The following is a 13,022-nucleotide window of genomic DNA, read 5'->3' as shown; positions in this document are numbered from 1 at the left end:
CGCGCATCAGCCGCTCGATCACTGGCCGGATCGCCGGGTCGGCGATAGCCTGATGGACAAACGCGTGCCCTGCCCCAAGTCCGATATAGGCGAGCGCCGAATGCGCGCCGTTGAGCATGCGCAGCTTTGCGGTCTCATAAGGCGCGACGTCGGCGACAAGTTCCGCGCCGACCTCTTCCCAGCGCGGGCGCGGACCGGCGAAATCATCCTCGATCACCCACTGGCTGAAACCTTCGGTGACCACTGCGCCCTCGTCGCGGACGCCGAGCACGGCTTCGACTTCAGCGCGGTCGGCCTCAGTTCTGCCGAGAATTGCACATCGAACCCGAAAGCCTCGGCGAACACCCAGTCCATCCACATCCGCGTCGGCGTGCCGCGGAGATAGTTTTGGGCGAACAGCCGCCAGCTCTCGCGCGGGTCGGCAGCCTTGTTACGGATCCCCAACGCATCGAGCGAAATCCCCTGCGAATAGAGCATCCGGAACGCATAATGATCGGGATGCAGCAGGAACTCGGCGGCATTGCCGAACGATGCGTTACCCGCGAACCACGCCGGATCGGTATGCCCGTGCGGGCTGACGATCGGCAGGCCCGCCACGTGCCTGTAGAGCCGGCGCGCGATGTCGCGCTGCGCCGGATCGGACGGAAAGAGGCGATCGGGGGAGAGGGCCAGCGGACGCGGCATCGGATCAGGCTTTGCTTTCCACGGTAACCGGCGCGAGGCGCGGGCTGAGGAGATGGAGCGCCAGCACGGCGAGGAAATAGACGGTCGTGCAGGCGGCGAAGATGAGGGTGTAATTGCCGCCGGTCGCGTCGAGCACGAGCCCGGTCAACTTCGCCATGATCATCCCGCCGACGCCGCCCGCAAAGCCGCCGAGCCCGATCACCGATCCGACCGCGCGTTTGGGGAACATGTCGGGCGGGATCGACAGGATCGTCGACGAAAACGCCTGGTGACCCGCGAGCGCGATGCCGATCAGCACCACGGCAAGCCAAATATTCTCGAGTCCCGAGACGAACAGCAAAGGCAGCACGCAGCAGCCCGCGCCAAGCATTGTCGCCTTGCGCGCGAAATTGACGCTGTGCCCGGTCTGGATCAGCTTCGACGACACCCAGCCGCCGAGGATGCTGCCCACGTCGGACAGGAGGTACATGATGATCATCGGCAGCAGCACGACCTTGAGGTCGACATTATAGGTGGTGCTGAAATATTTGGGCAGCCAGAAGAGCATCAGGAACCACACCGGGTCGGTCAGGAACTTGCCGGTGGCATAGGCCCAGGCTTCGCGCTTGGTGACGATCGCGCCCCAGCCGAGGCGCTCGATCTTTTCGGGCGGATCATGTTCGATCCATGCAAGTTCGGCGTCGCTGACCTTCCCGCTCTCACGCGGATTGCTGTAGAGCCAGAGCCAGAGCAGCAGCAGGATGATGCCGAAGGCGCCGGTGTAGATGAAGGTCTGGCGCCAGTCGAAGCCCATCCAGACCATGAACAGCCAGATCGTCGGCGCGGTCAGGATGACGCCGATCGTCGTCGCGCTGTTGACCCAGCCGATCGCGTAGGAGCGTTCCTTTTGCGGAAACCATTCGCTCGACGCGCGGACGACCGACGGGAAATGCCCCGCCTCGCCGACGCCGAGGATGACGCGCGCCATCATGAAGGAGACGACCGAGGAGGCAAAGCCGTGTGCGACATGGCCGACGGTCCAGATCGAGATGGCGATCGCATATCCGACCTTCGGGCCGAAACGGTCGATCAGCCAGCCCATGAGCAGGAAGCCGAGCGCATAAGCGGCCTGGAAGGCGGTGACGATGTTGCCATAGTCATTCTCGCTCCACCCGAGTTCGGTGCCGAGCGTCGGCGCGAGCAGGCCGAGCATGGTGCGGTCGATATAATTGACCGTGGTCGCGGCGAACAACACGCCAACGATCAGCCAACGGTAACGGCCGGACCTTGGCACCGGCGCAGCCGTACCTCCGTCCGCGAATGCCTGTGCCATAATCCTCTCCCGTTTCTTGGCTTTAGTAGCTTTTGATCGAGCAGCCGACGCGGATTTTTCCGTCGAACAGCGCCTCGGCGCGTTGGCCGGGCCTGATTTCATGGATACCGGTGATTGCGCCCGCCGACACCCAGGTCCCGGGTGGAATAGCTATGCCGCGCGCGCGCAGGATGTCGATCAGGAACAGCGCCGAGCCGCAGGGGCCGTCGAGCATGGCCTCCATCGTCGCCGTGCCGACCGTTTCGCCATCGATCGCCATTTCGACCGGCATGCGGATAAGGTCGGCGCCCTGCCAGTCGGCGATCGACGGGCCGAGGATCAGCCCCTTGTTGTTGCCATAGTCCGACGCGGTGACCGCGGGGCCGTGACGATTGATCTCGGGAAAAGGCGAGCTCGCGATCTCGATGCCCGTGCGCACGTCGGCGATGCACTCGCGCACGCTGTCGATATCATAGTCGCGCGTGCCGACCTCGCCAAAGCAGAGCAGCACCTCGGCCTCGGCCGCGGCGAAACCGTCGGCATAGACCGGCATCACCGGATCGGCGCCGCCATCGAAGATTTCGTCGGTGAAGATCGGGCCGGTCAGACGGTTGCCGCCGTAGCGAGTGACGAGCTCGGCGGCGATTCGCCCGACCTTCCATCCGCCGACGCGGCGCCCGTCGAGCGCGATCGCACTGTCCTGGATCGCGTAAGCCTCGGCCATCGTCTGCGGCATCGCGCCGGGATAAACGGTAAGCGGTGTCTTCCACGCACGCGCGTCGATGAATGCACGCGCCACATTCTGTTGATCGCTTGTCGCCAGCATCTTTCTCATTTCCCTCTTCCGCGAAGCGGTGTAAGAGACACCGGTGTCAAAGGCAAGTCAATATCGGATGTATGACAAATTGTTCCGCCGGGCCGGGTGCTGCCTTGGCCACCGCAACCGGCGCCTGAAACCGTTCGGCGCGCGCGTAACGGATGCCGACATAGGCCGATGACAGATTGGGATCGCTCTCATGTTTGCCACGACTGCGGAACTCTCCGTCCTGCGCGCCGATCACAGCATGAACGGGAGTTGCGAACACCGTTGCGGGCAGCGCCAGCGTCGGGAGGAGGCCGCGGCCCCGAAAAGCTGGCGCCGTGTCAGATCAGCGGCGTCAGATCAGCGCCGGACATCGAGCCCGCCGCCATGGAAGGCGTCGATATCGGCCTGACCGAAACGGCTCGCGTCGCCCGGCAGCGAATGTTTGAGACAGGTGAGCGCGAGGCCCGATTCGGCCATCGCTTTCGCATCGTCGCCCGACAGGTGCGCGTGGAGCACCCCGGCTGCGAAGGCATCGCCCGCGCCGATGCGGTCGACGATGCCCGTGACGTCGATCTCGGGAGTCTGGTAGCCGCCGTCGCGCAGGTCGACGCGCGCCGCGATGCGGTGGTGGTCGGCGGTGGCCGTATGCCGCGCCGTCGAGGCGATCAGCTTGAGGCTTGGGAAAGCGGCAAAGCCCGCCTCGGCGGCCTCGCGCCGTCGATCCTCGCCTTCGCCGCTGAATTCCTTGCCGAGCACGAGCGACAGGTCGCGGTGGTTGCCGAACAATATGTCGGCGGCGGCGATCAGTTCGGAGAGGATCGTGCGCGGATCGCTGTCCCACGCCTCCCACAGCATCGCGCGGTAATTGCCGTCGAAGCTGACGGGCACGCCGAGCCGTTTCGCCGCGCGTGCAGCCGCCAGCGCCGCTTCGGCCGAGCGCGGCCCGAGCGCGGGGGTGATGCCGGATAGGTGAAGCAGGCCCGCGCCCGCCAGCAACCGGTCGAAATCATAATCCTCAGGCCCCGTCGCTGCGAAGCTCGACCCTGCGCGGTCGTAGACGATCTCCGACGCGCGCAGTCCGGCTCCGACGCTGAGGAAATAAAGCCCCATGCGTCCGGGGCCGCTGGAGACAGCGGCGCAATCGACGCCCGCGCCGCGCACCGCCGCCACCGCGCCGCGACCCAGAGCATTCGAAGGGATCTGGCTGACCATCGCGCAGTCATGGCCAAGATGCGCGAGCCCGATCGCGACATTGGCCTCCGCGCCGCCGACGTGGAGCGCGAGCGACGGCGACTGCATCAGCAACTCGTTGCCCGGCGCGGTCAGGCGGATCAGCAGTTCGCCGAAAAAGACAAGGCGGCCGGAGGACATGGCGCGAAGCTAGCGCGCGAGCCAGCCGCCGTCGACGGCGAGGATATGACCCTGCACATAGTTTGACGCTGGTGACGCGAGAAAGACCGCGGCGCCGCCAATGTCGCCGGGATCGCCCCAGCGGCCCGCGGGGATACGTTCCATGATCTGGCGGTTGCGCGTTTCGTCACCCTGCAGCGCGGCGGTATTGTTCGTCGCGATATAGCCGGGTGCGATCGCGTTGACCTGCACACCCTTCGCCGCCCATTCGTTCGCGAGCAGCTTGGTGAGCCCGCCGACGCCCGATTTCGACGCGGTATAGCTCGGCACGCGGACGCCGCCCTGAAAGGTCAGCATCGAGGCGATGTTGATGATCTTGCCCGAACCGCGCGCGATCATGCGGCGACCCACGCTCTGGCAGAGGAAGAAGAGCGTCTTCAAATTGGTGTCCATCACCGCGTCCCAGTCAGCCTCGGTGAAATCGACCGCATCGGCGCGGCGGATGATGCCGGCATTGTTGACGAGGATGTCGATACGCCCGAACTCGGCGAGCACCGCATCAACCAGCGGCTGCACCGCGCCGACACTCGACAGGTCGGCGGCGAAGTTTTCGCCTTTGCGGCCAAGCCCGCGCACCTTGCCGACGGTCTCGTCGGCGGGCGAGCGGCCCGCGGCGGCGATGTCCGCGCCTGCTTCGGCGAGCGCGAGCGCGATCCCCTGCCCGATGCCGGTGTTGGCGCCGGTAACGAGCGCGACTTTTCCTGTGAGGTCGAATAACATTTCCCGGATTCCTTCCTCCCTCTTTCGTCATGCCGGGCTTGATCCGGCATCCATGACCACGGTGGCCCGATGGACCCCGGATCAAGTCCGGGGTGACGAGTTAGGGACGCTCTTTAGCTCAGCTGACAGATGTCGAGGACGTTCATATCGGTATAGTCCTGATTCTCGCCAGCCATCGCCCAGATGAAGGCATAGGCTTTGGTGCCCGCGCCCATGTGGATCGACCAGGGCGGCGAGATCACCGCTTCCTCATTCTGCATGACGATGTGGCGCGTCACCTCGCCTTCACCCATGAAGTGCATGACGCGGTCGGTGTCGACATTGTCGAGTTCGAAATAGAAATAAATCTCGCTGCGCCGCTCGTGGATGTGCGGGGGCATCGTGTTCCAGACGCTGCCTTCCTTGAGCACGGTCAGCCCCATGACGAGCTGCGCGCTGTCGCACACACCCGGAATGACGAGCTGGTAGATCGTGCGCTCGTTCGATTCGGCGAGGCTGCCGCGATCGAGCGCATTGGCGTCGGCGATCCCGAGCTTGCGCGTCGTGAACGCCTTGTGCGCCGGACACGACGCCAGATAATAGCGCGCGCCTTCGCCCGCGAACTCGACGTCCTTCGCGCCCATCGTCACATAGAGGCAGTCCTTGTTGCCAAGCGTGAAGCTCTCGCCATCGACGGTGACGGTGCCTTCCACCGACGAGACGTTGACGATCGCGAGCTCGCGGCGCTCGAGGAACGGGTGCCCCGCGGCCGACGGCGGTTCGCTCTGCGCGGGCAGCTTGACCGGGGCATTTCCGACGGCAACGCCGCCGATCACGAAGCGGTCGGCGTGAGTGTAGTTGAGAACGCATTCGCCAGTGCGGAACGGGTTCTGGATCAGATAGCGATCGCGAAGCTCCGCGTTCGACACCTCTTCCATCATCACCGGATGGGTCGCGTAATAGGTCTTGGAAAACATGGGATCGCATCCTCGCTCGAGATTTCTGGCTTGCTGCCTTGCTAGATTTGATGGTAACCGGTGTCAAGTGGTGTTGGCATGCCCGCCGGGCGGTTGATTTTACGCTTTCGAGCGCCCATCAGCATGGAAAGCGCGAGCCGGGCCAGAGGCTTGCAGGGGAAAGAGCGAATATGGCGGCACAGAATAAGGGGCCGGGGGGCAAGCAACCGACGATCAACGACGTCGCAGCGCTTGCGGGGGTGTCAAAAAAGACCGTGAGCCGGGTGATCAACCGCTCCGAATTCCTGACCGACAAGACGCGCGCCACGGTCGAAAAGGCGATCGAACAATTGGGCTTCGTCCCCAATCCGCAAGCGCGCGCGCTCGCCTTTCGGCGCAACTTCCTGATCGCGCTGCTCCACGACAATCCGAACGCCCAGACGGTGCTCAACTTCCAGCGCGGGGTGCTCGACGCGATCAAGGACAGCGACCTTGCGTTGCTCGTGCGCCCGGTCGATCGCGGATCGGACAAGATGCTCGACGACGTCCGCACCTTCCTCGAAAAACAGCGGCCGATCGGCGCGATGCTGCTTCCCCCGATCTCCGAGAATGACGACCTCGCCGCGCTCTGCGAAAACCTCGGCGTGCGCTATGTCCGCATCGGGTCGGCGCCGCTCGACGATGCGAAGCATTGTATTTCGTCGAACGATCGCGAGGTTGTGGCCGAAGCGGTGCGCCGATTGATCGCGCTCGGCCATCGCCGCATCGGTTTCGTGCGCGGCCCCGTCGGTTTCCGCTCGGCGGCCGAACGCGAAACGGGCTTTCTCGAAGCGCTGGCCGAGGCCGGGCTCGACCTTCCTGCCGAATTCAACGCGCCGGGCAACTACCGCTATACCGCGGGCGTCGAAGCAGGCGAGGCATTGCTTTCGCTCGCCGCGCCGCCGACGGCGATCTTCTGCTCGAACGACGAGATGGCGGCGGGCGTGATAAGCGTCGCGCACAGCAAGGGCATAAAGGTGCCGGGCCAGCTTTCGATCATCGGTTTCGACGATAGTCCGACCGCGACGCACATCTGGCCCGCGCTCAGCACGGTGCGTTGGCCGATCCACGAGATGGGTATCCGTGCGGCGCAAACGCTCGTGCCCGATTTTCTCGCCCCGGGGACCAAGGTCGCCGAGGGTGCGGTTCTTGCCTCGACCTTTGTCGAGCGCCAGTCGGTCGCCCCGCCGCCGGAACGCTGAAGGCTCAGCGGCGCCGACGGGCAAGCTGATATTCGTAAAGCGAGGGTATGGCGGCGACCGCTTGCCCCGTACCCTCGATATAGGGCGCGGGGGTGTAGCTGACCGCGATCTTGCGGTTTGCGTGCAACCCCACGATCCGCTCGCCCGGCCCTTCGAGCCCGCTCGTAATCGCAACAATTGCGTCGGCGGGAATGCCTCCCGGCATCACCAGCTTGGCGTTCCACAGCGTGTTGTAGAGCCCGTGGCCAGGCTTCCAATAGGGCGCGCCGCCGCCGACCCAGAACTGGTAATGCCAGCCGTCCTTCCCCTGTTTGGGATCGATGTGCATCACGAGCGCGTCGAACAGATTCTGGTGGTTCGACCCGCTGTGCTGGTCGATGATCGCATCCCTGTCGACGACCGAGCGCAGGAACACCGACCGCGTCGAGCGCGTGTTGATGCTCACCGGATGAATGACGGGATTTTCGACCTTGAGATCCTTGACGAGCACATTGTGTACCGCGCCGACATGCACCGAATAATGCGCGCGACGGTCGCCGGTGGTGGTGACGTCGGCGATCGTCAGGCTTGCGGCATTGTCGGTAAGGATGCCGCTGTCCGAGCGGTCGATCGTCAGCTTCCTGACCCAGCCGTCGAAGACTCCGGTCATGTAGATGCCGTTATAGCCCTGCTCGAGATGGTGGCCGAAGGCAGGCGCCTCGGGGAATTGCAGTCGCAGATTCTGGATGCCGACGTTGGAGAGATGCTTCCATTGCGCGACCACCGCGGGCTGGTCGGCGCGGACATCGTGCAGCAGCGGATCGCCGAGCGTCACCGTTCGCCCTCGCACCGTCGCGACGCGAGTCGCCTGCACGACCACCGGGCGATTGGGGGAGGTCCAGTGGTGCGAGCCGATCGGCAGGTCGGTGTCGCCATAGAGCGATTTCAGGATCTGGCTGTCCGGCCCCTCGACCGAAAACCATTGCAACTGCACGACGTCGCCGACCTTGAGCTTCGCCGCATTGTCGACGGTCAGCGTGCGGCCGAACTGCTTGCCCGTCACGCCATTTGCCAGCACCGGGTCGCGGACGTCCTTCGTCCCGTCATAAGAGACCGGCCGGCTGCCCGCAGGCGCGACATAGATCATCCCGCCGGACCACGTATATTCCGTGAACAGATAGTCGATATTATGCTCGGGCTCGACCTGCTGTTTCTTCTCGCGCACCAGATATTCGCGCAGCTCGTCATAATCATGGCTCTGGTCGATGAGCTTCAGCGGGCGCGGGAACCAGAGCTCGCTACCGCCCGGCCCGTTGCCCGCGCCGTCGAGGACGATGTCGCTGCGTGTGATGCGCAGCACTTCGGTGATCTGCGTGCGCCCCTTTGGGAAACGCAGCGTCACCTTGCCCTTCACCGTGTTCGCCGCGGCGAGAGCGCGCAGCACCGCCTTCGTATCGTCGAGCCCGTCGTCGGGAATCGCGCCATGCGCGGTCACGTCGACGATCGTTCCCGCATCGGCGGGGATTGGCGCGAGGCCGAAACCATAGCCCGCATAGCTGAAATCGGGCAGCGGGTTCGCCGCCGCCGTCGCGGGATCCGAAAGAATCTTGGGCAATTTCGCCGGCTGCGCCTGAACCGGGAGAGCGAGCGCCGCGCCGAGCGCCAGAACCGAAACGAGGCGCGCACGCCGATCACCCGAAATCATAACCCGACACACTCCCTGCGGCCCGTTTGGCATGACGGCGCGCGACCAGTGAAAGGTCGGAGGCGCCGCCATGCCGGGGACCTCTTTAAAATTTCGCGCGCACGCCGACCGAGAAACGCCGCTCGGACAAGGCATAGCTGTTGAGCGCGGTCGTGTTGAAATTGCTATACTCGGTCGTCGCCGATTTTTTCGGCATGAGATTCTGTGCCTGGAGCGACAACGCGATATTCTTGGTGATGTCGACCCCGACCTGTGCGTCGAGCTGCGAGCGCGAGCCGACGAAGCTCGGCCGTCCTTCGGAGAATTCGAACACCGCCTCGTCGCGGTAGTTGTACGCGATGCGCGCCGAGAAGGGGCCCTTTTCATAGAGGCCGACAAGGTTGTAGCTGTTCTTCGACACCGCAACGAGCGGGAAGTCGTTGTTATCCTCCGAATCCGAATAGGTGTAGTTGGCAATGACCCCGAAGCCGTCGAGCGGTGACGGCAGGAAATCCAAGAACTGCTGGATGCCGATTTCGAAACCCTTGATCTTCGCGCTCGCCAGATTTTCGGGGCGCGAGAAGGTCAACTCGCGGCCCTGCGGATCGAGATTGGTGTCGACTCCCGTGGTCACGAAGCTGGCGATGAAATCCTTCACATCCTTGTAGAAGACAGCACCCGAGACCAGCGACGTCTTGCCCATATAATATTCGAAGCTGACATCGGCCTGCGTCGAGATCGGCGGGTTCAGATTCACATTGCCGCCGGTGACCGACAGGTTGGTCGCGTTGAAGAAGGTCGACGGCGCCAGGTCGGCGATCGAGGCGCGCTGCATCGTCTGCGATCCCGACACGCGGATCAGGAAATCGTCGGTGACGTTGAAGGCGATGTTCGCGCTGGGCAATACATTGGTGTAGCGGTTCTTGTCGTTGACCAGCCGGCTGACGGTGCCGACGTTGACATAGCTATCGACCGACAGCCGGGTCGACGCGATGCGCACCCCGGCATTGGCCTTGTAAGGGATGCCCGCGATCTCGCCCTCGCCCGACACCATCAGATAACCGGCGAGCGTGCGTTCGCTGAAGTCATAGTCGCGCTGGAGGTTGGGCAGCAACGTCGATTTGCCGTCCGGGTCCGGATTGGGTTCGGCCGCCTGCGCGCGGTTGAAGACATAGTCGAAGGTCGGCGCGGTGCTGAGGAAACTGCGCGGGAAGGTCCCCGGAATGTCCGACAGGAAATCTCCCGTGTCGACGAGCTTCAGATAGGGCTCGATCTCGGCGCGCGTCGGGGTGACCTGGCTGCGGAACGCGTTCGACCGCGCATGGAGGTCGGTGTAACGCACCCCCGCCGCGATCGTGACGCCGCCGGTTTCGTAACTGACGTCGAGCTTGCCCGTCCATTCGTCGAGCAGGCCGATCAGGCGGTTGCTGCGCACGCCGTTCGTTGCCGGATTATACGACGCATAATTGGTGGGATTGAACGGCCCGGTCAGCGTCAGCGACGGGATGGTCGTGTCGCGGAAATCGAACGCGCCGGGGACCAGCGCGGTGCCCTGCAAGGTGATGATCTGGATCGTCTGGTCGATCGTGCCCTTGCTGTAATAGCCGTCGGCCTCGATCGTCAGCCCGTTATCACCCTCATATTTGCCGTTGAGCCCATAGAGGAAGCTTTCGGTCGGCTCGTTGCGAATCTGCCCCGCGGTGGTGACGGTGCCATTGGCGTTGCCCGCGACGACCATGCCATCCTCGACGACGCGGTTGGTGACGGGATTGGTGCCGGTGGGCAGGCGGAAGGCGAAGAAGTCCTGACGGCGCCCGGTCTTGAGCTTCGAATAAAGCGCGTCGGCGGTGATGGTGAATTCGGGCGTCACCTCGAACTGGATCGCACCGTTGAGTCCGAGGCGCGAACGATCGACGGTGAACTGCTCATATTGGAGCAGCGTGGGCGTCGGGATCACCCCGCCGCCCGTCCCGGTGTAGGTGCGGTTCAGGAAATTGTTGCGCTCGAACGTTTGTGTCATCGAGGTGCGCTTCTGATATTCGCCCGCGATCATGATGCCGATGCGGCCATCAGCGAATTTGGTCGTCGCAAAACCCGTGATCGCGGGTTCGAACTTGTCCGAATTTTCCGAATAGACGCCCTGCGCGCGGACCGAGATCGTCGGCTCCTTGAACGACAGCGGCTTCGGCGTGACAAGATTAACCGTGCCGCCGAGGCCGCCTTCGGCATTGCTGGCGAGCGGCGATTTGCGCACTTCGAGGCGGCCGAACAGGCTGGAGGGCACCGAATCGAGCCCGGACGAGCGCCCGAGCTGGTCATTCTCGGGCGGCGACAGGCGCGCCGACCAGCCGAGCAAGGTGCGGCCGTCGACTTCGACGCGAACCTGTTGCAGGCCGCGCACCGAGACCGACTGGCCTTCGCCGAAGACGCGGGTGATCTGGACGCCGGTGACGCGCTGCAGCGCTTCGGCGACGTTGGCATCGGGCAGCTTGCCGACATCTTCGGCGGTGATGACGTCCATGACTTGGTCGGCTTCGCGCTTGATGTCGGCCGCCTGCGCGAGCGAAGCCCGAATACCGGTAACCACGATCGCATCATCCGCGGCCGGAGCCGCCGCGTCCTGCGCATAGGCCGGCGACAGCGCCAGCGCCGCAAGCGATGCCCCGCCTGCCAGTTTCGCCAATGTCCGGACGCCCCGCCTTGCCTGAATAGCCATCTTCATCCTCCCACGCCAGCGGCGGCCTGTCGCCCGCTCGCCAATGATTTCCCATGGAGATTGCGCCTGATGGCCAGCCCTTGTGGCCGCACCAGCCGCCTTCCCGTTTCTATATCGTTGCCCGGAACTGGTAACCGGTGTCACGAATGATGCGGGAATTACCGGGTCCGTGTCAAGCAATAATTGTATGACAACTGCCCTCCTTGTATGACAGCTCGGGCGGGCAATGGGCCGCGGTAGAAAAATTGTCGTAATTTGTCGCATCTCCAGCATTGCGCTTGCATGGGGCAATCCAATGGGTTGAAAGGGCGCAACCTCCCCGCCTCCCGGCGAACCGATACGAGAACAACCAACTATGCTGGACAAAAGGTCGCTGTCGCTGACCGGAGTGCTGTGTGCCGCGGCTCTGTCGCTCGGCGCCTGCTCGGGTCAGGATGACAGCAAAAACGGCCGCGGCGCGCTCGAGGTCGGCTATGTCGCCGTCAAGGTCGAGCCGGTGCCCGTCACCTCGTCGCTCGGCGGGCGCACCGTCGCGTTCGAGACGAGCGAAGTGCGCCCGCAGGTGAACGGCCTGATCCGCCGTCGCCTGTTCACCGAAGGCGGCTTTGTGCGTGCCGGCCAGCCGCTCTATCAGATCGACGCGAGCCTCTATCAGGCCGGTGTCGACCAGGCCGCCGCGAACGTCGCGAGCGCCCGCGCGAGCGCGCAGGCGGCCGAGGAGCGCGCGCGGCGGCTCGAACCGCTTGCGAAGATGCAGGCGGTCGCCGAGCAGGATTACACCGACGCGCTCGCGCAGGCGCGGATGGCGCGCGCCGCGATCGCGCAAAACAACGCCGCGCTCGAAACCGCGCGGATCAACTTGCGCTATGCGACGATCACCGCGCCGATCAGCGGCCGCATCGGCCGCAGCCTCGCGACCCCCGGCGCGCTCGTCAGCGCAAGCCAGGCGAGCCCGCTCGCGGTGATCCAGCAGACCGACCCGATGTATGTCGACATGCAGCAGTCGAGCGCCGAGCTCACCACGCTGCGCCAGGCGATCGAAAGCGGCGGTGTCACTGCGGGCAGCACCTCGGTGCGCCTGCGCATGGAGGATGGCAGCGCCTATGCTTTCGCCGGTACGGTCCAGTTTTCCGACATCACGGTGAGCGAGGCGACGGGCACCGTCACGCTGCGCGCGCGCTTCCCCAATCCCAAGGGGATCCTGCTGCCCGGCATGTTCGTGACCGCGTTGTTCGATCAGGCGGTGAACCCGACGGCGATCCTGCTGCCGCAGGCCGCGGTGCAGCGCGATTTCGACGGGTCGGCCTTCGTCTACCTCGTCGGCAAGGACAACAAGGCGGCGCGGCGCAAGATCGTCGCCGACCGCACCTCGGGCGCCAATTGGGTCGTCACCGACGGGCTGAAACCCGGCGAGCGCGTAATCACGCAGGGCATCGGCAATCTGCGGCAGGGCGCGCCGATCCGCGCCGTGCCCGCGAGCAGCGCGCAGCGCGTCGGGGCGCCCAAGGGGACGGCCCAGGGCGGCGGCGACGCCCAAGCGAAGGGCAAATAACCTCT

The 13,022-nt window shown here is 64.6% G+C and carries 9 protein-coding genes and 2 pseudogenes; 2 read left to right on the top strand and 9 right to left on the bottom strand.

Features of this window, described 5'->3' with window-relative positions; all coding sequences use genetic code 11:
- The 7 genes and pseudogenes from ACREBX_RS00700 to kduI form a co-directional block, all read right to left on the bottom strand.
- Window positions 1-244: pseudogene (locus ACREBX_RS00700) on the bottom strand (mannitol dehydrogenase family protein); the annotation flags it as partial.
- Between the two features lie 56 nt (window positions 245-300).
- Window positions 301-684: pseudogene (locus ACREBX_RS00695) on the bottom strand (glucuronate isomerase); the annotation flags it as partial.
- 4 nt (window positions 685-688) lie between these two features.
- Window positions 689-1,996: an MFS transporter gene (locus tag ACREBX_RS00690; protein WP_431559826.1), complete on the bottom strand. Its 1,308-nt coding sequence runs from the start codon at window positions 1,994-1,996 to the stop codon at window positions 689-691.
- Between the two features lie 22 nt (window positions 1,997-2,018).
- Window positions 2,019-2,810, bottom strand: coding sequence for a 2-keto-4-pentenoate hydratase (locus ACREBX_RS00685; protein ID WP_431559825.1), 792 nt, complete (start codon window positions 2,808-2,810; stop codon window positions 2,019-2,021).
- A 327-nt stretch (window positions 2,811-3,137) separates the two neighbouring features.
- Window positions 3,138-4,151: a sugar kinase gene (locus ACREBX_RS00680; RefSeq protein WP_431559824.1), complete on the bottom strand. Its 1,014-nt coding sequence runs from the start codon at window positions 4,149-4,151 to the stop codon at window positions 3,138-3,140.
- A gap of 9 nt (window positions 4,152-4,160) precedes the next feature.
- Entirely contained in the window at window positions 4,161-4,910 is a 750-nt protein-coding gene (gene kduD, locus ACREBX_RS00675) for a 2-dehydro-3-deoxy-D-gluconate 5-dehydrogenase KduD (RefSeq protein WP_431559823.1), read from the bottom strand.
- A 113-nt stretch (window positions 4,911-5,023) separates the two neighbouring features.
- A complete protein-coding gene (kduI, locus tag ACREBX_RS00670; protein ID WP_431559822.1) occupies window positions 5,024-5,866 on the bottom strand; it encodes a 5-dehydro-4-deoxy-D-glucuronate isomerase in 843 nt (280 codons plus the stop codon).
- Window positions 5,867-6,036: 170 nt separating this feature from the next.
- Here kduI and ACREBX_RS00665 point away from each other — a divergent pair, with 170 nt between their 5' ends.
- A complete protein-coding gene (locus tag ACREBX_RS00665; RefSeq protein ID WP_431559821.1) occupies window positions 6,037-7,086 on the top strand; it encodes a LacI family DNA-binding transcriptional regulator in 1,050 nt (349 codons plus the stop codon).
- 4 nt (window positions 7,087-7,090) lie between these two features.
- Here ACREBX_RS00665 and ACREBX_RS00660 read toward each other — a convergent pair whose 3' ends face one another.
- Window positions 7,091-8,770 carry a hypothetical protein gene (locus ACREBX_RS00660; protein WP_431559820.1) on the bottom strand — a complete coding sequence of 560 codons (1,680 nt, stop codon included), beginning with the start codon at window positions 8,768-8,770 and terminating at the stop codon, window positions 7,091-7,093.
- Window positions 8,771-8,855: 85 nt separating this feature from the next.
- Window positions 8,856-11,465 carry a TonB-dependent receptor gene (locus tag ACREBX_RS00655; RefSeq protein ID WP_431559819.1) on the bottom strand — a complete coding sequence of 870 codons (2,610 nt, stop codon included), beginning with the start codon at window positions 11,463-11,465 and terminating at the stop codon, window positions 8,856-8,858.
- Window positions 11,466-11,820: 355 nt separating this feature from the next.
- Between ACREBX_RS00655 and ACREBX_RS00650 the strand changes: the two genes are divergently transcribed.
- Complete coding sequence (locus ACREBX_RS00650; protein WP_431559818.1) at window positions 11,821-13,017, top strand: efflux RND transporter periplasmic adaptor subunit; 1,197 nt, start codon at window positions 11,821-11,823, stop codon at window positions 13,015-13,017.
- Window positions 13,018-13,022: the final 5 nt, after the last annotated feature.

This window comes from Sphingopyxis sp. (assembly GCF_050725655.1).
Classification (GTDB): domain Bacteria; phylum Pseudomonadota; class Alphaproteobacteria; order Sphingomonadales; family Sphingomonadaceae; genus Sphingopyxis.
Note: the sequence above shows the minus strand (reverse complement) of the source record. Positions and strands in the feature narration are given on the sequence as shown.